The sequence below is a fragment of the Luteimonas pelagia genome (genome assembly GCF_054776035.1).
The window spans coordinates 295,585-319,099 of record NZ_BAAHCG010000001.1 but is presented as its reverse complement, the minus strand read 5'-3'; the positions used below and the strand labels follow the sequence as shown (position 1 = coordinate 319,099).

At 69.6% G+C, this 23,515-nt stretch carries 19 protein-coding genes; 5 read left to right on the top strand and 14 right to left on the bottom strand.

The features are described from left to right. Nucleotides 1-54: 54 nt before the first annotated feature. From ACYU7H_RS01495 to ACYU7H_RS01465, 7 genes are all read right to left on the bottom strand, one after another. Nucleotides 55-372, bottom strand: a complete 318-nt coding sequence (locus ACYU7H_RS01495; protein WP_460811915.1) for a hypothetical protein — start codon at nt 370-372, stop codon at nt 55-57. Beyond that, nucleotides 369-647, bottom strand: a complete 279-nt coding sequence (locus ACYU7H_RS01490) for a hypothetical protein (RefSeq protein ID WP_460811913.1) — start codon at nt 645-647, stop codon at nt 369-371. The genes ACYU7H_RS01495 and ACYU7H_RS01490 overlap by 4 nt, the downstream gene beginning before the upstream one ends. A 93-nt stretch (nt 648-740) precedes the next feature. Further along, nucleotides 741-1,124, bottom strand: a complete 384-nt coding sequence (locus ACYU7H_RS01485; RefSeq protein ID WP_460811912.1) for a VOC family protein — start codon at nt 1,122-1,124, stop codon at nt 741-743. After that, nucleotides 1,121-1,543, bottom strand: coding sequence for a DUF6010 family protein (locus ACYU7H_RS01480; RefSeq protein WP_460811910.1), 423 nt, complete (start codon nt 1,541-1,543; stop codon nt 1,121-1,123). The genes ACYU7H_RS01485 and ACYU7H_RS01480 overlap by 4 nt, the downstream gene beginning before the upstream one ends. 58 nt (nt 1,544-1,601) lie before the next feature. After that, the gene (locus ACYU7H_RS01475; RefSeq protein ID WP_460811909.1) at nt 1,602-1,910 is read right to left on the bottom strand and encodes a hypothetical protein; all 309 of its coding nucleotides are present in this window, start codon (nt 1,908-1,910) and stop codon (nt 1,602-1,604) included. Between the two features lie 26 nt (nt 1,911-1,936). Further along, on the bottom strand, nt 1,937-2,347 hold the full coding sequence (locus tag ACYU7H_RS01470) for a hypothetical protein (RefSeq protein WP_460811907.1): 411 nt from the start codon (nt 2,345-2,347) through the stop codon (nt 1,937-1,939). A 571-nt stretch (nt 2,348-2,918) separates the two neighbouring features. Then, entirely contained in the window at nt 2,919-3,614 is a 696-nt protein-coding gene (locus tag ACYU7H_RS01465; protein ID WP_460811905.1) for a hypothetical protein, read from the bottom strand. Between the two features lie 3,536 nt (nt 3,615-7,150). Between ACYU7H_RS01465 and ACYU7H_RS01460 the strand changes: the two genes are divergently transcribed. Both ACYU7H_RS01460 and ACYU7H_RS01455 read left to right on the top strand, forming a co-directional pair. Further along, nucleotides 7,151-8,158, top strand: a complete 1,008-nt coding sequence (locus ACYU7H_RS01460; RefSeq protein ID WP_460811904.1) for an integron integrase — start codon at nt 7,151-7,153, stop codon at nt 8,156-8,158. A gap of 41 nt (nt 8,159-8,199) precedes the next feature. Further along, nucleotides 8,200-9,846, top strand: coding sequence for an acyl-CoA dehydrogenase family protein (locus ACYU7H_RS01455; protein WP_460811903.1), 1,647 nt, complete (start codon nt 8,200-8,202; stop codon nt 9,844-9,846). A gap of 252 nt (nt 9,847-10,098) precedes the next feature. Here the strand turns inward: ACYU7H_RS01455 and ACYU7H_RS01450 are convergent, their stop codons facing one another. The 4 genes from ACYU7H_RS01450 to ACYU7H_RS01435 form a co-directional block, all read right to left on the bottom strand. Beyond that, nucleotides 10,099-11,901: an ABC transporter transmembrane domain-containing protein gene (locus ACYU7H_RS01450; protein WP_460811901.1), complete on the bottom strand. Its 1,803-nt coding sequence runs from the start codon at nt 11,899-11,901 to the stop codon at nt 10,099-10,101. Nucleotides 11,902-12,212: 311 nt separating this feature from the next. After that, nucleotides 12,213-12,803: an IMPACT family protein gene (locus ACYU7H_RS01445; RefSeq protein WP_460811900.1), complete on the bottom strand. Its 591-nt coding sequence runs from the start codon at nt 12,801-12,803 to the stop codon at nt 12,213-12,215. Continuing rightward, complete coding sequence (locus ACYU7H_RS01440) at nt 12,800-13,702, bottom strand: hypothetical protein (RefSeq protein ID WP_460811898.1); 903 nt, start codon at nt 13,700-13,702, stop codon at nt 12,800-12,802. Before ACYU7H_RS01440 ends, ACYU7H_RS01445 begins: the two co-directional genes overlap by 4 nt. After that, nucleotides 13,699-14,301 (bottom strand): RNA polymerase sigma factor, encoded by a 603-nt coding sequence (locus tag ACYU7H_RS01435; RefSeq protein ID WP_460811896.1) that lies wholly within the window; start codon nt 14,299-14,301, stop codon nt 13,699-13,701. Before ACYU7H_RS01435 ends, ACYU7H_RS01440 begins: the two co-directional genes overlap by 4 nt. Before the next feature lie 189 nt (nt 14,302-14,490). Here ACYU7H_RS01435 and ACYU7H_RS01430 point away from each other — a divergent pair, with 189 nt between their 5' ends. Beyond that, on the top strand, nt 14,491-17,388 hold the full coding sequence (locus ACYU7H_RS01430) for an EAL domain-containing protein (RefSeq protein ID WP_460811894.1): 2,898 nt from the start codon (nt 14,491-14,493) through the stop codon (nt 17,386-17,388). A gap of 15 nt (nt 17,389-17,403) precedes the next feature. On the opposite strand, the gene ACYU7H_RS01425 is transcribed toward ACYU7H_RS01430, so the two are convergent. Together ACYU7H_RS01425 and xseA are read right to left on the bottom strand one after the other, a co-directional pair. Next, on the bottom strand, nt 17,404-18,849 hold the full coding sequence (locus ACYU7H_RS01425; RefSeq protein ID WP_460811892.1) for an aldehyde dehydrogenase family protein: 1,446 nt from the start codon (nt 18,847-18,849) through the stop codon (nt 17,404-17,406). A gap of 276 nt (nt 18,850-19,125) precedes the next feature. Next, complete coding sequence (gene xseA / locus ACYU7H_RS01420) at nt 19,126-20,469, bottom strand: exodeoxyribonuclease VII large subunit (RefSeq protein WP_460811890.1); 1,344 nt, start codon at nt 20,467-20,469, stop codon at nt 19,126-19,128. 480 nt (nt 20,470-20,949) lie between these two features. On the opposite strand from xseA, the gene ispG reads away from it, so the two are divergent. After that, nucleotides 20,950-22,236 (top strand): flavodoxin-dependent (E)-4-hydroxy-3-methylbut-2-enyl-diphosphate synthase, encoded by a 1,287-nt coding sequence (gene ispG / locus ACYU7H_RS01415; RefSeq protein WP_460811888.1) that lies wholly within the window; start codon nt 20,950-20,952, stop codon nt 22,234-22,236. Next, complete coding sequence (locus tag ACYU7H_RS01410) at nt 22,193-22,993, top strand: phosphatase PAP2 family protein (protein ID WP_460811886.1); 801 nt, start codon at nt 22,193-22,195, stop codon at nt 22,991-22,993. The genes ispG and ACYU7H_RS01410 overlap by 44 nt, the downstream gene beginning before the upstream one ends. Nucleotides 22,994-22,996: 3 nt before the next feature. Here ACYU7H_RS01410 and ACYU7H_RS01405 read toward each other — a convergent pair whose 3' ends face one another. Further along, nucleotides 22,997-23,515 (bottom strand): cupin domain-containing protein, encoded by a 519-nt coding sequence (locus tag ACYU7H_RS01405; protein WP_460811884.1) that lies wholly within the window; start codon nt 23,513-23,515, stop codon nt 22,997-22,999.

Sequence of the window (23,515 nt, the reverse complement as noted above, 5' to 3'; positions counted from 1 at the left end):
AGGCGAACCGGAGGGTGATCCGCGACCGCAAGATGGTCTGCGGCCGCGACCCGGTCAGGCGCGCTCTTCCGACGCGGTCCCCAACGCCGTGACGCCTGCGGCGGCAAGCTGCGCCCGGGCCTCGGGGTCTTCGGACACCAGCCGATGCAGCGTGTGGAAGACATAGGTGCGGCACAGCCCCGGCCACGCGACCAGCAGGTACACCGCGCCCGCCGCCAGCCAGTCCGGCCGGGCGAACGGCTTCCAGCCGGCGAAGTGCGCGACGGCGGTGTAGGCCAGCACGGCCAGCAGGACCCAGCGGAACCAGCGCCAGAAGCGCACGCCCCACAGCACGTTTCGGAAGTGGCGGATCTCGCCGTCGGTGAGCTTCATGCGCCGCGGCGCCGGCGGTCGACCAGCGCGATCCACAGCCATCCGAGGGCGCCGGCGGCAATCGCCCCCAACAGGCCGCCCCGGGTGAAGCGCTCGCCCGTGGCCCAGGCGGCCAGCGCGCCGATCGTGAAACCGACCAGCACGAGGACGGCGACCCTGCGGCGCTCGGCCAGGGATCGTGCCTCCTGTTCGCGTCGCGCGTGCAGCGCGGCCCGTGCCTCCGTGTCGGGGTGGGCGATCGCCTCGGCGATCGCATCGGCCCTGTCCCTGTGCATGGTGTCCGTCCCTGATGGCTGGAGGGCAAGCCTAAGGCAGCCCGGGCATGCAGGCGAGCACGGCCAGGATGGCCATCGAGCGCGGTGCAGTCCTCAGCGCGCGTCCGGCACCCGCCAGGGTGGGTGTGTGCGATTCACGCCGGCGTGGTACAGGCAGAGCACGTTGCCCGCCGGGTCCCGGAGCCGCGCCTCGCGCCAGAGCCAGCGCTCATCGGTCGGCGGTTGGTCGAACGCGATCCCCTGCGCCTGCAACGCGGCGACCCGCTGGTCCAGGTCGGCGCACTCGAAGTAAACGACGACGCCGGTGTCTTCCTGGGGTTCATCGACGAGGTGTACCGAGAACGTGGCATCGCCCTCCGGGCACTCGAACCGCGCGTAGTGGGGCGACCGCACGATCAGGGTGAAGCCCATCCGCGCGTAGAAGGCGACGGACGCGGCGATGTCGACGGCCGGAAGCGTGACCTGGTTGAGGTTCACCGAAGGCACTCCGAATAGCGTCGCCGCCGCAGGAGCTGGAATGCCAGCCAGCCGGCGACAGCGAGGTCGAACGAAAGGCATAGATGGGCGTACCACTGGGGCGCCGTGCCGGCCGCCGGACCCAGCAGGTGCAGGCCGATGTCCCACGCGACATGCAGCGCCCAGCCTGCTGCCAGCCACCATGCGGACAACCGGACCCCGGCCCACGCGAGCGCGCCGTACAGGGCCACGCCGACGAGCTCGCGCAACACGCCGGCTGCGCCCGCGCCCGCGGAAATCGCGAAACCGACGTAGATGAGTGCCGCGATGAGCAGGAGGACGGCCAACGACCGGATAGGCGACCTCGAGAGGCGGTACGCGAGGGCAATCACGAGTGTGGCAAGCGCGACACCTGCAAAGTGGAACATCCAGATCGTCAAGGGGTTATCGATTGGGTTGGGGGGCGGTCGAGGTCAGGCGATGACGCCTTACGGGCCCTCATCGGTGCCTCGCGCGGGCAAGCGCTCCGGCGATGAAGCGGAGGGCGCAGAAGACCAATGCGAGCCAGAGAACGACGCCAAGGACGTATGCCGGGAATGATGCCCCCGCATGCGGGTCGGTCGTCACGACATCCGACATGACCGAGCCGACCCAGAGCCCTGGCGCAAGCACGTAGAAGCCCAAGGCGCGACCCGCCTGCGCAGCGGAAGAACACGTGTGCGAGCCGTGGATGTCGTGCGGGCAGGCAACCAGCGACCCCAGGGCGATCAGGCAGACGACGCCGACCAGAATCCAGACGAACTTCATGGCCCCTTCCTTTGTCCTCGCGCGCATCACGCCGCGCCGTGAAAGGTTGTTGGCTCGGACGATTTGTCGGGCGGCAGCGATATCCCGCCGAGGTTGCCCACACGCCATTGGTGCAAGACGACGAGAAACGGTAGACCCACCGACAGCCCGAGCGCCAGAAGGACGTGTCCCCTTCGCAACCCGCCATCGCCCTCTCGAGCCATGCCGAAGCGGTATGCGGATTGCAGGAGAACTGCGAGTACCCCAAGGCCCGCCAGGGTGGCCATGAAAAACAGCGTTGCCCCTGCCGAAGCGGGCCACGGGTCATCCCCGAAGACATAGATCCACAAAATGCCCGTGCCGGCCGCAACGGTCACAGCCGTCACGATGAGACCGAGCACCGCGCTCGGGACCAGAAACAGCAGAGGGTAGACGTATCGAACCTTCATCTGCGACATCGCCTCCGAGGAGCCTAACTTTTGAGCTAAGCCGCGCCGTGAAGCGGCGTCGGCTTGAACGAATTGTTAGGGCGCGAGCCGCACGCCCACGAGGCGCGGCCACGGAATTGCCGCAACTGCTAGAAGGATGGCGCCAGCCAACAAAGCTGACTTCTCGGACAGGAGGAACGCTGAAAGAATCCCTCCTAGCACGAATAGCACCGCAACGAGTCGCATCGTTACCGGCTGTGGATCCGGTAATAGTTCGAACCACGTCCTAAGCTTCTGAGCGCGTACCCGGGAGTACACCCACGCCGCAGACATACATGGCACGAGTGAGAACACGGCGTCCAGCTGCGAGTTGGCAAAGCCTAAGTTACCAAAGGCGAAAGCACTTGGCGGGAACATATACATGCCAACCATGAACGTGCCCGTCCAGCCAGGACGCTCAAAGCCGTCAGCGTTCGCTTTGGCGAACACTGCGTGCATGAAGTCAAGGGACGAGAGAATCATTGTTGCCTGAGCGCCCTAACACCTAAGTTTAGCCGCGCCCCGATGCGGTGTCGGCTTGAACGCGTTGTTAGGCTGATGCTCAAAGTGATAGGTAACGCTCAGCAAAGAAGCTCTTCATGAAATCCAACACCTCCTCTTCTGTCATTCCGTCGGCATCGTTGCGGAGTTCTTCAAACTGCACTTTGAACTCTTCGGTGGCAGAGAATTCGTTGAACTTCTTGTCCTTGTACTGGACGAATTCATCGTCGGAAAGGATCACGTGCTCGACAACACGACCAGATTCTATGCGAAGGACCTGATAGCTCTCGTACGATGAGCCGTAACCCATGTGCACGTAACCGGTAATTTCACCCTGCGGAACTATAAGGGCACCACTGTACCAATCCGCGATCACTCCATTTGATGCCGAAGGGTACAGCTCCCCAAGGATGCTCTTCTTGATGTAGTCGCCACGGTCAGCTCCGTGGAGACGGATAGTTACATCTGTCAAGCGAAGCTGTTCATCCTTCACTTCCCAGCTTGCGATGTAGCCTCGCCAGTTGGCCGACGAGATGACAATGTCTTCTGGCGGGTCCCAGTTAAGTCGCTTCAGCTCAGTGGCTAGAGGATTCGTGTTTAGGGCATGCTCCTCGCCGTGAATGAGAATGACGTCTGGCGACTGAGCCGTGGCGAATGCGAGCCCAGGCAGCATGAGCGCAGCCGCAAAAAGAAATGCTCTAATAATCTGTGCCATATAGGTTCCCATCAGTCTAACGATTGAGTTGAGCGGCGCCACGAAGTGGCGTCCGCTTGAACGAATAGTTAGACCACAGCGAATCGAACTCGGTCATCGTCCGCGTCCCAGATGAGAAGCGATCATCCGCTTGGTGATCCATCTGCCAAGAAGGAAGAAAGGTCCAAGAACGGCAAGGGCACCAGCAAGATACGCGATCTCTCCGATCTGCGGCCGTGCCAAGTGCAGCGGCCACGCAACGACTACGATCGAGGCCATGAAAAGCCCTAGCCGAACTAGATACGCCTTCGTGTGCACCGTCATTTGGACTGGGGTTTAACGCCTGAATTAAGCCGCGCCGCGAAGCGGCGTCGGCTTGAATGAATTGTTAGGCGCCATGGCGAGTAACCTCGGAAGCGGCCTTCTGGATAGCGTCACTGACTCCACGAAACTCGTCCTCAAGTGCAAGGGAGAGTAGACGGATTTTACCGAGCAGTGCGAGAGTCTGCCCTAGATCCAAGGGCTGGGATGAAGCATCCGAAACCAAGCGATTGAAGTCCTTCAAATCCGCGGCGTAGTGCTTGCAACCGTCACTGGCTCCCTCGCGCAGGTCGTCGCGGAATGACAGACGAACGCCTGCCAATTCCTCAAGGCGGAGGACTGCTTCGTAGACCTGCGATAGTGCTGGTTCCATGGTGCCTAACGCCTGAGTTAAGGGGTGCCGCGAAGCGGCATCCCCTTGAACGAACTGTTAGGCGCCACCCGGCTCACCACCAGCCCGAGCCCACCGCCCGCTCAATGTCCAAGACTGAGTCTGGACCATCCTCCGGTCCGAAGAAACTGTAGCCGGAGTTCGGAGAACGCTTGAAAGGGCTCCACACACGCGACACCAGGTCTACCGACAGGACTGGCGGCGGCGAAGATTGGAATGCAGGCTCCGCGGCTGCTGTGGCCTCAACCAGACGCAGCGCCTCTTGAGCGGCGAGCTCCGGAGAAGACGCAGTTACGAATCGAGTTGTAACGAAGCCGGCGATGCCGTCAGGCGGGACGCTCATCCCAGTACCGACGACGACAATGCGAAAGCGAGCCATCTGTGTGTGGCGCCTAACGCCTGAATTAAGCCGACCCGCGAAGCGGGTTCGGCTTGAATGAATTGTTAGGGCTCACCCACCCGCGGCACACCAGATGGGTAAGCCAGGCAACTGGAGGGCCACATAAAATTGAAAACAACCCTAGCTCAAGCTGGACTAGCAATAGGAGAGCAGCAGGTACTAGAGCAACTGCCGACACAGAGACCCAGTTCGCCCGGCCCGTTCGCGAGAGCCAGACATACACCGGCGCTCCGTACAGCGTGACCGGCAAGAGACCAAAGAGAAATGTGCCGAGGAAACCAATGTGAGCGGAACCGGCAGGGCCAATCATTCCGGGAGAGTGAACCGCGCCCAGCGCGCCGAAGGCGGCCATGAGGCCGGCTACGACTATAAGCCAGCCCATCGCAACCGCTTCTGCACCGACAAGTTGCTTCCAAAGCCTCATGTGAGCCCTAACGGTTGAGTTGAGCGGCGCCGCGAAGCGGCGTCCGCTTGAACGAATTGTTAGGGCTCATCTCGCCCCCATGGAGTCGCACGCCCGATATTGCAGAGTGTGCCGGACCACTGACTGAGGTGTCCCCTCTCAGTTGCTGTGAAGATCCCCTCGAGGCGGGCGTAGCGATCATTCAACGCGTCAGGAATAGTAGCGCCCGTCACCCATAGGCCGTTGGGCGCGATGCCCTGTGCGTAGTCCTCGCGATGTAAATAGATGGCCGAATGCTCGAAGGAGCGGTGAAGGAAACCGATTACCGCGACGGGTTGGCCCTCAAAGCGTTTCGGCTCTGCAAGTAGCGCGGCCAACGAGACCCTGGCCGGATCTATCACATCCGACGAACAGGGCTCGGTACGCGGTGCGACGTCCACCGGCGCCGTTGCCGGGTCGGCCGCGCACCCACTAATGCCGAATGCCAAGGCTGCGAAGATCTTCCACATGGGCCCTAACGATTGAGTTGAGCGGCGCCACGAAGTGGCGTCCGCTTGAACGATTGGTTAGGCCTCATCTAACTCGACTACCCCCAATGCGGATGAGGGTGATGGCAAAGATCGGAAGTGTAGCCAAGAGCCAAAAGAGCCCGTCCTCGCTTATTTTGCTCCCGTCCCAATACAAAACGCCAATTGCTGCGCCTATGAGGGCAAGCAGTACGTAGGCTGCGCCCAGCAGGAGCCGATTCTCGCGGCGGTCGAGCCCGTACATGGCTGCGAGGAGCGTCACAAGGGATGCGGCCATCCAGATGCGATGTGGCGGCATTGCTGCAAAAACAACCACGTTGCCAAGGGCTAAAAACGCCAAGTAAAGAATCAAGCAAACTCGCGGCTTCGACGGAGCATCCATGGGGCCTAACGATTGAGTTGAGCGGCGCCACGAAGTGGCGTCCGCTTGAACGATTGGTTAGGGCTCAACGGTTTCACCCTCCCTTAGTGGCCTGCAAGACACGACCCGAGTCACGGCGATCTCTCGATCGTAAGCGCCCAAATGGCCGAACTGGCCAGCGGGAGAGACGGTGCCTTCCAGCTCAACGTAGACGTGATGCCAAGGTGCGTGGCGCTCTTGGTCCAAGGTCAGGAAAGCGCATGGAAGCGATCCCTCAACCCACCACCGCTCTTCCAGTGCTGCCAATGAGCGGAATTCGCGTGTCTCAAAGCCCTCTGTGTAGTAACCGGCATGAAAACGTGAGTCTGACTCTGCGGCGCCCGGCGGTGCTGGCGAGCGAGTGCAGCCACTTGCTGCGAGGACCAACAGAAGCAGCGCAAGTTTCATTGGGCCCTAACGATTGAGTTGAGCGGCGCCACGAAGTGGCGTCCGCTTGAATGAATTGTTAGACGGCAAGCTAATGGACACTGCGTGCGGCCGACAACGTGAGTATCGAGTGGTTGGGTGGCCCTCCTGATCTTGATGGGACGAACTCGAAGCTCGCCGTGATCTGAAGGGACTCGTCTCCATGCGGCCACAGCGGCGATTTGATCTCAGCGGGCAGCTCGTTCGCCTCAAGTTGGCGTATAAACAAATCTCGCTTCTGTGGCTCTAAGCAAGCAGCGACCCGCTCAGCATTTCGCTCGCCGAACTCCCATGACGTGTTTGGGAGCAGGTACTCGCATAGCGCAATCCCAGGCTGATACCCGGAATGATTGCATTGATGTGTCATGAGGGTATCCGGCCCATTGCCACCCCAACCACCGCGCAGGACGACGGAGCGAACTTCGCCTGGCGCGGTAGCTGTGGCAAACGAGGTGATCTGAGCGCACATCGCATCCTGCGGCTCGGTGCGGCCAGTAGCGCAGGACGAAGTCAGTGCGATGACTAACAGGCCCAGATACCGGATTGGCGATGATGCATCCATGCCGTCTAACTACTTTTCGACCCCAACGGGGAGGATAAGCCCGGAGTCTGCCCGCCTGCGGTGACCCGGTCAAACGGGGAAATCCTACGTCGGTCAGTGCCTTGGCCGGATGCCCGGCGGCGTTCCCGGAACCGAGCATGTCGGCTTATCCCGGCACAGGCACCCTCATATGCGTTATGGCGGCGAAACCACCCCGTCGGTGGACGGGGCGGTGGGTGGGCGGCCGTTGCGGCTGATCGATGCGGTTCGCGACCGGATGCGGGTCAAGCACTACAGTCTGCGGACGGAACAGGCGTACCTGTACTGGATTCGCCGCTATATCCGGGCGAACCCCGGGACGCATCCGCGCGAACTTGACGGGGTGGCGGTCGAGGGGTTCCTGACCAGCCTGGCCACGCGCGGGCAGGTGTCGCCCAGCACGCAGAACCAGGCCCTGGCGGCGCTGCTGTTCCTGTATCGGGAGGTGCTCGGCATCCGGCTGCCGTGGATGGAGAACGTCGTCCGGGCGAAGAAGACGCGCCGGTTGCCCGTGGTGCTGTCGAAGGCGGAGGTCGCGCTGTTGCTGCGCCACCTGTCCGGGCGGCAGTGGCTGATGGGGGCGCTGATGTACGGCAGCGGCCTGCGCCTGATGGAATGCCTGCGCATCCGCACCAAGGACGTGGACCTGGCGCGCAACGAGATCCTCGTGCGTTCCGGCAAGGGCGGGAAGGACCGGCGCACCGTCCTGCCCGCGTCCCTGCGCGAGCCGCTGCGGCGCCAGCTCGAGGAGGCCCGCCTGGTGCATGCGCGCGACCTCGAGGCCGGGCACGGCGAGGTGTCGCTGCCGCATCGGTTGGCGCGCAAGTATCCGAACGCGCCGCGCAGTTTCCAGTGGCAGTACCTGTTCCCGGCGGGCCGCCGCGGCGTCGACCCGCGCGACGGGCGGCACAAGCGCCACCACATCGACGAGAAGGTCCTGCAGCGGGCGGTCTCGCGGGCGGCCCGCGAGGCGGGCATCGGCAAGCCGGTCACGCCGCACGTGCTGCGCCACAGTTTCGCCACCCACCTGCTGGAGGACGGCGCCGACATCCGTACCATCCAGGAACTGCTGGGCCACAAGGACATCGCCACCACCCAGATCTACACGCACGTGCTGGGGCGCGGGCCCAACGGGGTGGTCAGCCCGCTCGACCGCTGACCGGCGGTAGAGTCGGCGGCGGGCCACGCCGACGGATCGCCATGCAGCCGCCGAACCCGTTCGAGACCCACGCGGTCGACAACCAGCCGCCGCCGTTCTTCGCGCGCGACCTGTGGGCGGACGACGCGTCGCTGCGCGAGGCACTTGTCCGCGAGGGGGGCGGGGCCTTCGAGGCACGCGTGGCCGGTTACGGCCGGGTCGCCGGCACGGACCTGCCGCCGCTGGCCGACGAGGCGCACCGCGATCGTCCGCGCCTGCGCACGCACGATGCGGCCGGGCATCGCATCGACCGGGTCGAATTCAACCCGGCGTGGCACGAAGTGATGCGCACCGCCATCGGGCACGGCGTCGCCGGGCTGTCGTGGGCCGACCCTGCGCCGGGCGGGCACGTCGCCCGCGCCGCGCTCGCCTACCTGCACTACCAGGTCGAGCCGGGCAGCAGTTGCCCGCTGACGATGACCCATGCCGCCGTCACGGTGCTGCGGCGGGAGGCCGCGTTCGCCGACTGGGCCGCGAAGGCCGCAGCGCCGCACTACGACCCGCGGCCCGTGCCCGTCGCCGACAAGGCCGGCATCACCCTGGGCATGGGCATGACCGAGAAGCAGGGCGGCAGCGACGTGCGCGCCAACACCACCACCGCCACCGCTGCGGGCGACGGCTACCGGCTGGTCGGGCACAAGTGGTTCTTCTCCGCGCCGCAGAGCGATGCGTTCCTCGTTCTGGCCCAGGCGCCGGGCGGGCTCACCTGCCTGCTCATGCCACGCATCCGCGACGACGGCACGCCGAACGCATTCCGCCTCGTGCGCCTGAAGGACAAGCTCGGCGACGCGTCGAACGCGTCCTCGGAGGTCGAGTTCACCGGGGCGCACGCGTGGCGCATCGGCGAGGAGGGCCGCGGCGTGGCGACCATCCTGGACATGGTCATGCTCACCCGGCTGGACTGCATGCTCGGTTCGGCCGGGCTCATGCGCATGGCGATGGCAAGGGCGCTGCACCATGCCCGGCACCGGCGTGCGTTCGGCAGGCCGCTCGTGGACCAGCCGCTGATGCGCAACGTGCTGGTCGACCTGGCCATCGAGGCCGAGGCCGCGCTCGCCCTGTCGATGCGGGTGGCCCGCGCCGTCGACGCCGCACCCCGCGATCCGGCCGAGGCCGCCTTCGCCCGCGTGGCGACCGCGATCGGCAAGTACTGGGTCTGCCGCCGCACGCCGATGGTGGTGAACGAGGCGCAGGAGTGCCTGGGCGGGGCAGGGTACGTGGAGGAGGGCGGCATGCCGCGCCTCTACCGCCAGGCGCCGCTCAACTCGATCTGGGAAGGCAGCGGAAACATCCAGTGCCTGGACGTGCTCCGCGCACTGGACCGCGAGCCCGCGGTCGGCGAAAGCCTGTGCGCGATGCTGTGCGGCGCACGTGGACGGGACCGGATGTTGGACAGCGGCGTCGACGCGGCGCTATCAGCGCTCGATGCCATGCGCGCTGCACCCGAAGACGCGGAAGCCCAGGCGCGCAGGCTGGTCGAACGCCTGGCGCTGGTGCTGCAGGGGATCGTGCTGACGGATGCCGGGAGTCCGGTCGCGCCGGCGTTCTGCGCGACGCGGCTGTCGCCGGATGCGCATGGGCAGGCCCTGGGCACGTTGCCCGTCGTGTGGGTGGATGCATCGGTTCTGGAACGCGCATTGCCGGAGTAAAGCGTCTTCGGCAACGGTGCGTTCCCCCGTTGGCATCGGCGTCGGAAGCATCGCGCGCGTAGGCGCGCTCCTACGGGATCATCGCGGAGAAACTGTCCCCTGTAGGAGCGCGCCTACGCGCGCGAATGGCGTCACGCGCGGAAATCCATCGCGGTGCAAGCCCCGCTCCTACAGGGGGCGTTTTTCGTTCGCCCTTGTAGGAGCGCACCTCGGGGCGCGATCCCCCCGAGCCCGTCACCTGCCCGCGAACCCTCAATCCAGGAACTGCAACTTCGCCAGCTCCGCGTACAGCCCGCCCTGCGCGATCAGCGCGTCGTGCGTGCCTTCCGCCACGATCCGCCCGCGGTCCATCACCACGATGCGGTCGGCTTTCAAGACGGTGGCCAGCCGGTGGGCGATGACCAGCGTCGTCCGCCCGGCCATCAGGTTCTCCAGCGCATGCTGCACCGCGCGTTCGCTCTGCGCATCCAGCGCGCTGGTGGCCTCGTCCAGCAGCAGGATCGGCGCGTCCTTCAGCAGCGCCCGCGCGATCGCCACCCGCTGCTGCTGCCCGCCGGACAACCGCGCCCCGCGCTCGCCCAATTCGGTCGCGTAGCGTTCCGGCAAGGCGTCGATGAAACCGTGCGCCTCGGCCGAGCGCGCGGCGGCCTCGACCTCGGCGTCGGTTGCCTCCAGGCGCCCGTAGCGGATGTTGTCCGCGGCGCTGGCGGCGAAGATCGTCGGGTGCTGCGGCACCAGCGCGATCGCCGCGCGCAGCTCGGCCGGGTCCAGCCGCCGCACGTCGATGCCGTCCACCGACACCGTGCCCGACTCCGGGTCGTGGAAGCGCAGCAGCAGCGACAGCACCGTGCTCTTGCCGGCGCCGGAGGGGCCGACCAGCGCCACCGTCTCGCCCGGCCGCACGTGCAGGTCGAAGTGGTCCAGCGCGGGCAGGTCCGGGCGCTGTGGGTAGTGGAAGACCACGTTGTCGAGCCGCACCTCGCCGCGCACCGGCAGCGGCAGCGGGCTGGCGTCGTCGGGCGCGGCGATCGCCGGGCGCGCCTGCAGCAGCTCGGCGATCCGGCCCATGCCGCCGGCCGCGCGCTGCACTTCGTTCCAGACCTCCGCCAGCGCGCCGACCGAGCCACCGCCGATCAGCGCGTACAGCACGAATTGCGCCAGCGTGCCTGCGCTCATCCGCCCGCTGACCACGTCGTGCGCGCCGGACCACAGCACCAGGGTGATCGCGCCGAACACCAGGGTGATCGCCACCGCGGTGACGACGGCCTGTGCACCAATGCGCTTCCGCGCGGTCGCCACCGCGACCTGCAGCGCCTCGGCGAACCGCCGGCGCTCGTGCGGCTCGCGCCCGTGCGCCTGCACCGTGCGCACTGCGCCCAGCGCCTCGGCGGCCACGGCGTTCGCGTCGGCCACGCGGTCCTGGCTCTGTCGGGAGATTCCCTGCAGCCGTCGCCCGCCCAGTACGATCGGCAGGACCGCCAGCGGGATGCCGACCAGCGCCCACGCCGCCAGCCGCGGGCTGGTCACGAACAGCATCGCGATGCTGCCGAGGAACGTCACCGCGCTGCGCAGCGCCACCGACATCGCGCTCGCCACCACGCTGCGCAGCAGTTCCGCGTCGGCGGTGAGTCGCGACACCAGTTCGCCGCTGCGCGTGGTGTCGAAGAACGCCGCGTCCAGCGAGACGAGGTGCGCGTACAGCCGTTCGCGCAGGTCGGCCACCACGCGCTCGCCGAGCAGCGACACGAAATAGAAGCGCGCGGCCGTCGCCAACGCGAGCGCCACCGCCACCGCGAACAGCAGCAGGAAGGCCTGGTCGATCGCCGCGCCGCCACCCGCCGAGAACCCGCGGTCGATCATGGTGCGGAAGGCGACGGGGAGGCTGAGCGTGGCGGTGCTCGAGGCGGCCAGCGCCGCCAGCCACGCCCCGAAGAGCCCACGATGCCGGCGCACGAAGGGCCACAGCGAACGCAGCCGCGCCACCGGCGCCTTCGCGGGCACGGGGGTGTCGTCGGCGGGCGTTCCCGGGGCGGTGGTGGACGTGGCGTCGCGCATCAGGGGCGCGATTGTGACGGCCGCGGCCGCCGCGCGCACCCCCGCGCCACGCACCGCCGCCGTAGGAGCGCGCCTACGCGCGCGATTGGCGCCGGCGCCGGTGCGCGACTGGCAACCCGATGGCGTGGCACGCCGCGGAGGCGCGGTGATCGCGCCTGTAGAGGCGCTCCTACGGGGTGGGGTGCATTTCGGACATGCCACGTAGGAGCGCGCCTACGCGCGCGATGGTCGTCGGCGCCGGTGCGAATGAAGCAACGGGAATGGCGCGGCACGCCGCGGTTGGCGCGGGTTTCGCGCCTGTAGAGGCGCTCCTACGGGATCTCGGGCCAGGTGGCCTGGTCTCGGGTGGCGTTGCGGACCTGGTCGCGGAAGGCGTCGACGTGGTCGACGGGCAGCCGCAACGTGATCCGGGCGCCCCGTGTGTCGAAGGACTCTTCGAGCTTGTCCGCGTCGAACGCGGCCAGCGCCTGGTGCACGGCGCCGAGCGCGTCGAAGGGGCAGGCCAGCGACAGCGTCGCCATCGGCACGATCGGCGTGCGCGGGGCGGTCCGCAGGCATTCGGCGGCGGCCCCGCCGTAGGCCCGCACGAGGCCGCCCGCGCCGAGCTTGATGCCGCCGTACCAGCGCGTTACCACCACCAGCACCCGGTCGAAACCCTGGCCGTCGATGGCGGCGAGGATCGCCCGGCCCGCGGTGCCTGCCGGTTCGCCGTCGTCGCTGGAGCGGTAGGCGTCGTCGATGCGCCAGGCCCAGCAGTTGTGGGTCGCGGCCGGGTCGGACAGGTCCGCGAGCCGCGCCATCGGGTCGTCGCCCGCGGCGAGCGGCACCGCCCGAGCGCGGAACCGGCTGTGCCGGACCTCGAGTTCGTGTTCGGCCGGCGCGGTCAGGACGTGGCGGGTCATTCCGCCAGCGCGCGCAGGTCCGCGGGCACCTCGGCCCCCGGCCAGCGCTGTCGCCACGCCGCGAGCGCGGCGCGCGCGGCTGCGAGTTCGCCGGCGTCGCGCAGGACCCGGATGCGTGCGAGTTCGGCGTCGCGTCGTGCGGCCAGGGCATCGCTGTCGCCGGCGGGGGGCGCCATGGCGGCATCCGCCGCGGCCATCGGTTCGCTGGCCTGTTGGGTCGCGGTCGCCTCGGCTTCGGCCTCGACCGCGGCGGCCCGTTCGTACAGCCGGGCGCTGCGCTCGGCGCTGTCCGCCGGGACATCCGGCGCGTCGGCGACCGGCGCCGGCGCGGGAAATGCCTCGGGCGCGGTGGCGGCCTGCGGCGTCGCGGCTGCGCTCGGCGCCGTTGGCGGCGGCGGAGGGGGCGCTGCCGGTGCAGGTGCAGGCGCGGGGTCCGTGGCCTCGGTGGTGCGCGCCCGGAGGTCGACCGGCGGCGCCACCATGTCCACCCTGGTCTCACCCTTTTCGTCGGTGCCCACGGCCGCGGTCCCCGCCTGCGCGGCGGCGGTCCCGTCCGGTCGCTCGAGCGCACGCCGCGGCACAGGCGCCGCGGGTTCCGCCGCGACCCCTGTGCGCTGGCCATCCATGCCCGTCGCGGGCGCCGGCGGCGGATCGAGCAGCGGCCGCAACTGCACCACCAGCACGAACGCCACCACCAGCGAGGCCGCGATGCCGAGCACGACGGGCATGCGCACGCGCCGGCGCGTCGCCGCCATTGGGGTGGCCGCCGCGCGCGCCGCGGCCAGGATCCGCGCGTCGAGGGCGTCCGGCGGCAGGCCATGGGGGCCGGTCCGCGCCAGCGCGTCGGCGAGCGCGCGCTCCTCGGGATCGAGCCGGTCGTGGGGGCCGCGCGGGGTCATGGCGCCACCCTCGCACGCAACTTGTCCATCGCATAGCGCAGGCGCGACTTGACCGTCTCGCGCCCCACGCCCGTGATCCGGCCGATCTCCTCCAGCGACAGTTCCTGTTCCAGCCGCAGCAGGACCACCTCGCGCTGCTCGTCGGGCAGGTCCTCCAGCGCCAGCTGCAGCCAGCGCCGGCGCTCGAACTCCGACACCGCGTGCTCGGGCGTGCGTCCGTCGGCGATGCGCTCGGTGCGCAGGTCGGCGTCCCGCGGCGCGGGGGGGCGGTGGCTGGCCGCGCGCCAGTGGTCGGCCAGCCGGTTGTGCGCGATCGTGAACAGCCAGGTCCGGAACGTGGCGTCCGGCACCCACCGCGCGCGTGCGGCGATCACCTTCTGCCAGATGTCCTGGAACAGTTCGTCGGCCAGCCCGCCGTCGCGCAGCTGGCGCAGGAGGAAGCGGTACAGCGGTCCCCGGTGTCGGCCGTACAGCTGCTCGAACGCGCCCACGTCGCCGGCCACCCAGGCCTGCATCAGCGCCGCGTCGTCCGGTGCGTCGTCCGCGCCGGGCGCGCCCGTGGCGGCGGTTTCGGCGGGGGCGGGCGGGTCGGACTCCATCGGCGCGAGCCTAGCAGCCGCGCGGGGCCGCGCGCCGGACGGGGGGCGGCAGGACGCGGGGCGGCGCCGGGCCGGACCGGGCGGGCGGGGGGCGGTGGCGGTGGACATCGCGCGGGGCAAACGCGCCGCGCCGGCGGGCGGGGTCACGCCGCCCTCGCGGGCCGGATCGACGCGCTATGCTTCCCCGCCATGGGCAGGGGACCGGCGCCGGTGCGGGAACAGGGACAGGGTCAGCTGAAGAAGGACGCGCCACGTCGACCGCGCAACCTGGGCCCCGCGCTCGCGCGTTCGCTCGAGGACTCGCTGCCGCCAGGCTCGCGGGTGGTCGTCCAGTGGCGCGACCCGCGCGGCGAGATGGTCTGCTCCGCGCGCCACGAAGCGCCCGACGCGCTCTTCGCACGCGCCACCGAACTGCTCAACGGCACTGCGGTCGCGCCCTCGGGCGAAGGCCTCGACGACACCTGGCAGGCGACGATGGGGCCGCGGATCGGTCTCGCCGTGCAGTTGTCCGCGCCGGTGCCCGACGCCGCGCAGCCGGCCTGGCTCGCGCTCGCGCGGCAGGCGGTTGACGCGAACCTGGAACTCCAGCGCGCCCAGGCGCGCATCGGGGTGCTGGAGAAGTCCGAGCGCCTGCAGCAGGCGCTGTTCGAGATCGCCGACCTCGCCGGGTCGTCGCTGGACCTGCAGACGATGCTCCAGCGGATCCACTCGATCATCGGCGGCCTGATGTACGCCGAGAACTTCTACATCGTCCTCTACGACGCCCACCGCGACACCTTCCGCTTCATCTATTTCGCCGACCGGCAGGACCCCTACGTCGCGGACCCGGACGTCGAGATCGCCGCCAGGGACGCGCCGACCAGCCTCACCCTGGCGATGCTCAAGCTCGGGCATCCCATCCAGGGCTCGTCGGCCCACGTCCGCGAACAGCTGGGCGTGCCGCGCGACCTGGCCCACGGACCCGACAGCCAGGACTGGCTCGGCGTGCCCATGCGGCGGGGCGACGAGGTGTGCGGCGGCATCGTGGTGCAGAGCTACGACCGCGGCGACTGCTACGGCGAGGAGGAGCGCGCGCTGCTGGCGTTCGTCGCCCAGCACATCCTCACCGCGCTCGACCGCCACCGCGCGCGCGAGGAACTCGAGCGACGGGTCGAGGACCGCACCCATGCGCTGCGCCAGGCCAACCGCGAGCTGCAGGCGGAAATCGTCGAGCGCCAGCGCGGCGAGCGACTGCAGCGCGCGCTGTTCCGCATCGCCGAACTGTCCATCACCTCCGAGACGCTCGAGCGCTTCTACGCCGAGGTCCACGGCGTGGTCGGGGAACTGCTGTACGCGCGCAACTTCTACATCGCGCTGCTGAGCGAGGACGGCAGCCGGCTGGAGTTCCCGTATTCGATCGACGAGCGCGACCCGGTGCGCGCGAGCCGCGCCATCGGCAAGGGCATGACCGAATACGTGATCTCGAGCGGCACGGCGCTGCTCGCCGACCGCGACCGGATCGAGGCGCTGGAACAGCGCGGTGCGCTGCGCAGCCACGGCGCGCTTTCGCACTGCTGGCTGGGCGTGCCGCTGCTGCGCGAGGACAAGGTCGTCGGCGTCATCGCGCTGCAGAGCTATTCGCCCGACGTGGTGTTCACCGACCGCGACCAGGAGCTGCTGACCTTCGTCGCCTACCACATCGGTTCGGGCCTGGCGCGCAAGCAGGCGCAGGACCGGTTGCGCGCGGCGCACGTCCAGCTCGAGCAGCGCGTGGCCTCCCGCACCCGGGAGCTGGCAGAGGCCAACGTCGAGCTGCGTGCGCAGATCGTCGAGCGCCTGCGCGCCGAACAGCGGCTGACGCACCAGGCGGAGCACGATGCCCTGACCGGGCTGCCGAACCGGTCCCAGCTGCTCGCGCGGCTCGACGGGGCGATCGCCACCGCGCGTCGCGACGGCTCGCTGTTCGCGGTGCTGTTCCTGGATCTGGACCGCTTCAAGCTGGTCAACGACAGCGTGGGCCACGCCGCGGGCGACGAACTGCTGGTCGAGGCGGGACGGCGCATCGTCGAATGCATGCGCGAGAGCGACGTCGTCGCGCGCCTGGGGGGCGACGAGTTCGCGATCCTGGTGCAGGACCTCGACGGGCTTGCCGCGGCGCGCGAACTCGCCGAGCGCCTGCTGGCCAACATCGGCGCGCCGATGCTGGTGGCGGGCCGCGAGATCTTCCCGTCGGCGAGCATCGGCATCGCGATGTGGCACCCGCGGTACCGCAACGGCGAGGAACTGGTCCGCGACGCGGATGCGGCGATGTACAAGGCCAAGGCCGCGGGCCGCGACCGCTCGGCGGTGTTCGACGAGCTGATGCGCGAGGAGGCGATGCAGCTCCTCGACCTGGAAGCGGACCTGCGCCGCGCCATCAACTTCGACGCCTTCGAGGCGCACTACCAGCCGATCGTGCGCCTGGCCGACGGCAAGGTCGCGGGCCACGAGGCCCTGCTGCGCTGGCGCCACGACCGCCGCGGCCTGCTGCTTCCCGCCGAATTCATCGGCCTGGGCGAGGACTCAGGCCTGATCGAGCAGGTCGACTGGCTGCTCTACGCGCAGGCGGCCGACCGGCTGGCGCGCACGACCGAGGGCTACATCTCGGTCAACGTCTCGCCACGGCACTTCCGCGCGGAGGATTTCTCGCGGCGCCTGCTCGGGTTGCTCGACGAGAAGGGGGCGGACCCCGCGCGACTGCGCATCGAGATCACCGAGGTGGCCCTGCTCGACGACGCGCCCCGCGCGCTGCGCACCATGCGCACGCTTCGGGACGCGGGGGTGGTGGCGCAGCTCGACGACTTCGGCACCGGCTTCTCGGCGCTTTCCTACCTGCACCGGTTCCCGATCGAGACGCTGAAGATCGACCAGAGCTTCGTCGCCGGGCTGGCCGGCAAGTCGCAGCCCGAGAGCCTGGCGGTCATCCGCGCGATCCTCGCGCTGGCCAACACGCTGAACATCGAAACGATCGGCGAGGGCATCGAGCAGCCCGCGCAGGCCGAGGCCCTGCTGGAGCTGGGCTGCGTGTACGGGCAGGGCTACCTGTTCGGGCGTCCCGCCGCGCCCTGACGGATTCGCCGCGCGTCAGTCGCGGATCACCAGCAGGCGAGGCTCGGTCATGTCCTCGATCGCGCAGCGGACGCCCTCGCGCCCCAGCCCCGACTGCTTCACGCCGCCGTAGGGCATGTTGTCCACCCGGAAGCTCGGCACGTCGCCCACGACGACGCCGCCCACCTCCAACCGGTCCCAGGCGCGCATCGCATGGGCGAGCGAGCCGGTGAACACGCCCGCCTGCAGGCCGAAGTCGCTGTCGTTGACGGTGTCGAGCGCGGCGTCGAAGTCGTCGAACGTCTCGAGCAGCGCGACCGGGCCGAAGGCTTCCTTGCGGTACAGCTCGAGCGTGCGCGGGACGTCCTCGAGCAGCCAGGCCGGCAGCAGGTTGCCCTTGCGTTCGCCGCCCGCCAGCTTCTTCGCCCCGGCGCGGCGGGCGTCCCCGATCCAGGCCTCCAGGCGCTCGGCGGCGGCCTCGTCGATCATCGGGCCGATGAACGTGGCCGGCTTGCGCGGGTCACCCATCGCCAGCTTGCCCACGGCGGCCTTCAGTTTCCTGCGCAGCGTGTCATGCACCTCGGCGTGCACCAGGATCCGCTGCACGCTGATGCAGCTCTGGCCGGACTGGTAATAGGCGCCCGTCACCAGCCGGTCGACCACCTCGTCGAGCGGCCGGCCCGGGTCCGCGTCGACGATGCACGCCGCGTTGCCGCCCAGTTCCAGCACGACCTTCTTGCGGCCGGCCCGGGCCTTCAGCTCCCAGCCGACCAGCCCGCCCGTGAAGCTCAGCAGCGCGATGCGCTCGTCCTCGACCAGCGCGGCGGCGTCCTCGTTCGAACAGGGCAGGATCGAGAACGCGCCCTTCGGCAGGTCGGTTTCCGCCAGCACCTCGCCGATGATCAGCGCGCCCACCGGGGTCTTCGCGGCCGGCTTGAGCACGAAGGGACAGCCGGCCGCTATCGCCGGCGCGACCTTGTGGGCGACCAGGTTGAGCGGGAAGTTGAACGGGGTGATGAAACTGCACGCGCCGATCGGCACGCGCCTGGTCATGCCGCGATAGCCTTCGGTGCGCTCGGCGATCTGCAGTTCCAGCACCTCGCCGCCGATGCGCGTGGCCTCGCCGGCCGCGATGCGGAAGGTGTCGACCAGCCGGCCAACCTCGCCCTTCGCGTCCTTGATCGGCTTGCCGGCCTCGATGCACAGCGCCATGGCAAGTTCGTCGCGCCGGGCATCGAAGCGCTCGGCGCAGTGTTCAAGCACGTCGCGCCGGGCATGGGCGGGCAGGGCGGCCATCGCCCGTCGTGCCCCGTGCGCCGCCGCGATCGCCTTGCGCACGGCGGCCGCATCGCCCATCGCCACGCGCGTCGCCACCTTGCCGGTGTACTTGTCGCGCACTTCCAGGTCCGTGTTCGCGGCGACCGGGCGGTTGGCGATGTAGTAGGGATACGACGCGTGCAGGGACGTGCGTTTGCTGGCCATCGGTCCTCCGTGGAAAGGCGTCCGCCCTCGGCGGCAGGTCGGCAGGATCGCGTCCCCCCGGTTAACCGTACGTGCCGAACCCACCCGCGCCGCGCTGCGGACCGCCGCGACATCGCCCCTGTAGGAGCCTCTACAGGCGGGATGGCTTTCCCCGCGCAACTTCGGCGCCCGCGTCGTCATTCCGGCGGATGCCGGAATCCATGTCTTCCCGTCTCCGGAACCAGCGCGCGCGTAGGCGCGCTCCTACATGGGGGTGTCCTGTGATCGGGGGGCGCGTTACGCGGCGTCGCCGTGCTCCACGCGCAACGGCAGGTGCCCGTCCGCCAGGCGCGCGCGCAACCGGTCGCCGGGCGCGGCGTCGCCCGTGCGGCGCAAGACGCGGCCATCGGGGTGCTGCAGGATCGCGTAGCCGCGCGCCACGGTCGCCAGCGGGCTGACCGCTTCGAGCGAACGGGCCAGGCCACGCAGCCGCAGGGCGTCGCCCCGGAGCCGGTGGGCGATCGCCGTGCCCGGCCGGGTGGCCAGTGGCGCGAGTCGCTCGCGCATCCGCGCGATGCGACGCGCCGGCGCCTCGGCGCGCAGGATGGCGCCGGCGGCATCGAGGCGCGCGCGGTGCCGTTGGAACGTCTGTTTGAGGGCGGTCGCCAGCCGTCGACGTGCCTCGTCGCGACGGCGCGCCAGCAGTTCCAGCCGCGCCCGCGGACGCTGCGCGGCCAGCCGCAGCGCCGCGCGATCGGCCCCCTGCATCGCCTGGCGCAGGTGCACGCGCACCTGCCGCAGCAGTTGCGCGTCCAGCGTCGACAGGCGCCGGGCCAGGTCGTCGCGGTGCGGCACCAGCAGTTCCGCCGCCACGGAGGGCGTGGGCGCACGCAGGTCGGCGGCGAAGTCCGACAGGCTGAAGTCGGTCTCGTGTCCGACCGCCGACACCACGGGCGTGTCCAGCGCGGCGATCGTCCGCGCCAGTTGCTCGTCGTTGAACGCCCACAGGTCCTCGAGCGACCCGCCGCCGCGGGCGACCAGCAGCACGTCGTAGCGTCCGCTGGCATCGGCGCGCCGCAGCATGTCCACGATCTGCGCCGCGGCCGTCTCGCCCTGCACCTGCACCGGGAGGACCTCGACCTCGAGCAACGGGCAGCGCCGGCCCAGCACGCTGAGCACGTCGCGCACCGCCGCGCCGGTGGGCGAGGTCACCACGCCCAGGCGCCGGATCCACGGGGGCAGGGGGCGCTTGCGCGCCTCGTCGAACAGGCCCTCGGCCTGCAGCCGGGCCTTCATGGCCTCGAACGCGCGCCGCAGGGCGCCTTCGCCGGCCTCCTCCATGTGGTCGAGCACGAGCTGGTACTCGCCACGGGCCTCGTACAGCGTCAGTCGTCCCCGGGCCAGCACCCGCATGCCCTCGCGGGGGACGAACTTCAGCCAGGTGCTCTTGGGCCGGAACATCGCGCAGCGCACCTGGGCGCGCTCGTCCTTCAGCGCGAAGTACAGGTGCCCCGACGCCGGCCGCGCGATCCCGCCCAGTTCGCCCTCGACCCACACCGTCGGGAAGGCATCCTCGAGCAGGTTCCGCGCCAGGGTGTTCAGCTGGCTGGGCGTGAGGGTGGGGTGGCTGTTCTCTTCCATCCCGCGCAGGGTACCGGACGGTGGTGGGGGCGCGTTCGCGGGCCAGGGCGAGCGGCGGGGCACTCCGGTGCGGGACACGCCGTGAATCCCCGCTGCGCGGGTCCGGCCCGCCACCGCAGGCGGCGGGCGTTCGGCAGCGCACGAGGCAGTGCCTCGCAAGCGCGCTGCCTCACCCATGGAGGCTCGATGGCGACATCCATGTCGCCAACGGTCCCGCACCGGAGTGCCCCGCCACTCACCCTGCGGGACATCCCGCGAAGAGCAACGGTTTCGCCAATGCCTTCGAGTGATGCGCCCGTCGGAAAGCCCGCGAGGACGGTGGAGCGGCAGCCTTCCGCGAAAGGCTTGGCGCCAGGGATGGCGCCACGCAGCCTCCAGGGATGGATTCACGGCGTCTTTCGCGGAAGGCTGCCGCTCTGCCGGCCGTCCAACCGGAGCCGATCGGGCAACGCCGACCGGCCGGCGCAATACAATTGGCCCATGAGCGTGGATTACGAGATCGGCGGCGCGGAAGGACCGGCGGGCGCCCAGGAGCGGTTCGGCCCGGCGGCCCGGCGGCGGACCCGGCAGGTCGAGATCGGCGGCGTGCGCGTGGGTGGCGACGCCCCGGTCGTCGTCCAGTCGATGACCAACACCGACACCGCGGACGTCGAATCGACCGCCCGGCAGGTCGCCCAGCTGTGGCGCGCCGGTTCGGAAATGGTCCGCGTCACGGTGAATACCCCCGAGGCCGCCGCGGCGGTGCCGCGGATCGTCGACCGCCTTGCGATGCAGGGCGTGGAGGTGCCGATCATCGGCGACTTCCACTACAACGGGCACCAGCTGCTGGCCGGCGAACCTGCCTGCGCCGAGGCGCTGGCCAAGTACCGCATCAACCCCGGCAACGTCGGCTTCGGCAAGAAGAAGGACACCCAGTTCGCCCAGCTGATCGAGTTCGCGATCCGCCACGGCAAGCCCGTGCGCATCGGCGCGAACTGGGGCTCGCTCGACCAGGCGCTGGCCGCGCGGCTGATGGACGAGAACCACGCGCGCAGCGAACCCTGGGACGCCGCGCGCGTGCTGCGCGAGGCGCTGATCCTGTCCGCGCTGGACTCGGCCGAACGGGCCGTGGAGCTCGGCCTGCCGCGCGAGAAGATCGTGCTGAGCGCGAAGGTCAGCGGCGTGCAGGAACTGGTCGCCGTGTACCGCGACCTGGCCGCGCGCAGCGATTTCGCGCTGCACCTCGGACTGACCGAGGCGGGCATCGGCAGCAAGGGCATCGTCGCCTCGAGCGCGGCGCTGGCGATCCTGCTGCAGGAAGGCATCGGCGACACGATCCGCATCTCGCTCACCCCCGAGCCGGGCGCATCGCGCACGCAGGAAGTGATCGTCGCGCAGGAGCTGCTGCAGACGATGGGCCTGCGCGCGTTCACGCCGATGGTCACCGCGTGCCCGGGGTGCGGGCGCACGACCAGCACCTTCTTCCAGGAACTCGCGCAGACCGTCCAGGACCACGTGCGGGCGAAGATGCCGGAGTGGAAGGTGACCCACCCCGGGGCGGAGAACCTCACCCTGGCGGTGATGGGTTGCGTGGTGAACGGGCCGGGCGAGTCGCGGCACGCGGACATCGGCATTTCGCTGCCGGGCACGGGCGAGGCGCCGTCCGCGCCCGTGTTCATCGACGGCGACAAGGCCGTCACCCTGCGGGGTGGGAACATCGCCGGGGAGTTCGTCGCCCTCGTCGATGCCTATGTCGAACGCAAATACGCGCGCCGCTCGACCGACTGAGCCGCCGCCCGACGCGGGCCCCACGCGCCGGGCGCTGCACCGAAAGCTGTGGACCCTGCTGGTCGAGGCCCGCTTCGGCGCCAACTTCCTGCGCCGCTACTGGCGGCGCGTGCTGCTCGTGTTCGCCCTGCTGCTGCTGCCGCTGTGGGGGTTCGCCGAACTGGCCGACGAGGTGCAGGACGGCGACCCGTTCGCCTTCGACAAGCCGATGCTCCGCTGGGCGCACGCCTGGGCGAGCCCCGGGGCGGACCGGTTCATGGCCGTCGTCACGCACCTCGGCTATGAGTGGTTCGTGGTGCCGTTCGACGTACTGCTGGTGCTGCTGCTGGCCTGGAAGGGGCGGATGCGCGAGGGCCTGTTCGCGGCACTGGCGCTGGGCGGGTCCGCGCTGCTCAACATGGCGACCAAGCAGCTCTACGCGCGCGAACGGCCCGACCTCTGGGTGTCGCTGCTGCCGGAGCACACGTACAGCTTCCCGTCCGGCCACGCCATGGGCTCGATGACCCTGGCGTGCGTGGCGATCCTGCTGGCCTGGCGGACGCCATGGCGCTGGCCCGTGCTCGTGGTCGCGGGCGGGTTCGCGCTGCTGGTGGGCGCGTCGCGCGTCTACTTCGGCGTGCACTATCCCTCGGACATCCTCGCCGGGTGGACCGCGGCGATGGTGTGGACCGCCACGGCCTTCGTCAGCGTGTTCCACCACCACCGGCACCCCTGGGAGCGCCCCGAGGCGGTCGCCGACGATCCCGAGGACGTCTAGGGCTCACTCCCCGGCGGCGTCGACCGGGACCGCGTCGACCGGCGCCTCGAACGCGATGAACAGCACGCAGTCGGGCCCCGCCGCGCACGCGCCGGAATGCGGCACGCGGGCGGGGCCGTACGCGTAGCTGCCGGGGCGGAGCACGACCGGGTCGGCGTCGTCGTACCGCACTTCCAGTTGGCCGGAGACCAGGACCATCCGTTCGGCGGACGTGTGCCAGTGCGAGGCGATCTCGCTGCCGCCGGGCACCTTGAAGAACAGGTCCGCGTTGGGCGCCGCGGGATCGCCGTGCAGGACCGCGATGGCGCAGCCGTCGGGGAAGAACTCCGGGCAGTCGGACCATGCGAGGGCGGGGTCGTCGTGCCGCAGCGTGGCCGGCGCGGCGGCCGTGTCGGTGGCCACCGGCGCCGCATCGGGTGCCGCCTGCGTGGCTCCATCGGCGGCGATCGCCTGGAGGCCGGTCACGGCGAGTCCCGTGGCGAGTGACAGGACTGCGAGGGTGCGCGGTTCGGGAGCGTGCAT

Coding starts and splice junctions, on each gene's coding strand:
- ACYU7H_RS01445 (WP_460811900.1), bottom strand. CDS start 12,803: ATGACCCGCCACGTCCTGACCGCGCCGGCCGAACACGAACTCGAGGTC.
- ACYU7H_RS01410 (WP_460811886.1), top strand. CDS start 22,193: ATGCCTATGTCGAACGCAAATACGCGCGCCGCTCGACCGACTGAGCCG.
- ACYU7H_RS01435 (WP_460811896.1), bottom strand. CDS start 14,301: ATGGAGTCCGACCCGCCCGCCCCCGCCGAAACCGCCGCCACGGGCGCG.
- ACYU7H_RS01455 (WP_460811903.1), top strand. CDS start 8,200: ATGCAGCCGCCGAACCCGTTCGAGACCCACGCGGTCGACAACCAGCCG.
- ACYU7H_RS01405 (WP_460811884.1), bottom strand. CDS start 23,515: ATGCACGCTCCCGAACCGCGCACCCTCGCAGTCCTGTCACTCGCCACG.
- ACYU7H_RS01460 (WP_460811904.1), top strand. CDS start 7,151: ATGCGTTATGGCGGCGAAACCACCCCGTCGGTGGACGGGGCGGTGGGT.
- ACYU7H_RS01440 (WP_460811898.1), bottom strand. CDS start 13,702: ATGACCCCGCGCGGCCCCCACGACCGGCTCGATCCCGAGGAGCGCGCG.
- xseA (WP_460811890.1), bottom strand. CDS start 20,469: ATGGAAGAGAACAGCCACCCCACCCTCACGCCCAGCCAGCTGAACACC.
- ACYU7H_RS01425 (WP_460811892.1), bottom strand. CDS start 18,849: ATGGCCAGCAAACGCACGTCCCTGCACGCGTCGTATCCCTACTACATC.
- ACYU7H_RS01430 (WP_460811894.1), top strand. CDS start 14,491: ATGGGCAGGGGACCGGCGCCGGTGCGGGAACAGGGACAGGGTCAGCTG.
- ACYU7H_RS01470 (WP_460811907.1), bottom strand. CDS start 2,347: ATGTCGCAGATGAAGGTTCGATACGTCTACCCTCTGCTGTTTCTGGTC.
- ACYU7H_RS01495 (WP_460811915.1), bottom strand. CDS start 372: ATGAAGCTCACCGACGGCGAGATCCGCCACTTCCGAAACGTGCTGTGG.
- ACYU7H_RS01490 (WP_460811913.1), bottom strand. CDS start 647: ATGCACAGGGACAGGGCCGATGCGATCGCCGAGGCGATCGCCCACCCC.
- ispG (WP_460811888.1), top strand. CDS start 20,950: ATGAGCGTGGATTACGAGATCGGCGGCGCGGAAGGACCGGCGGGCGCC.
- ACYU7H_RS01450 (WP_460811901.1), bottom strand. CDS start 11,901: ATGCGCGACGCCACGTCCACCACCGCCCCGGGAACGCCCGCCGACGAC.
- ACYU7H_RS01475 (WP_460811909.1), bottom strand. CDS start 1,910: ATGAAGTTCGTCTGGATTCTGGTCGGCGTCGTCTGCCTGATCGCCCTG.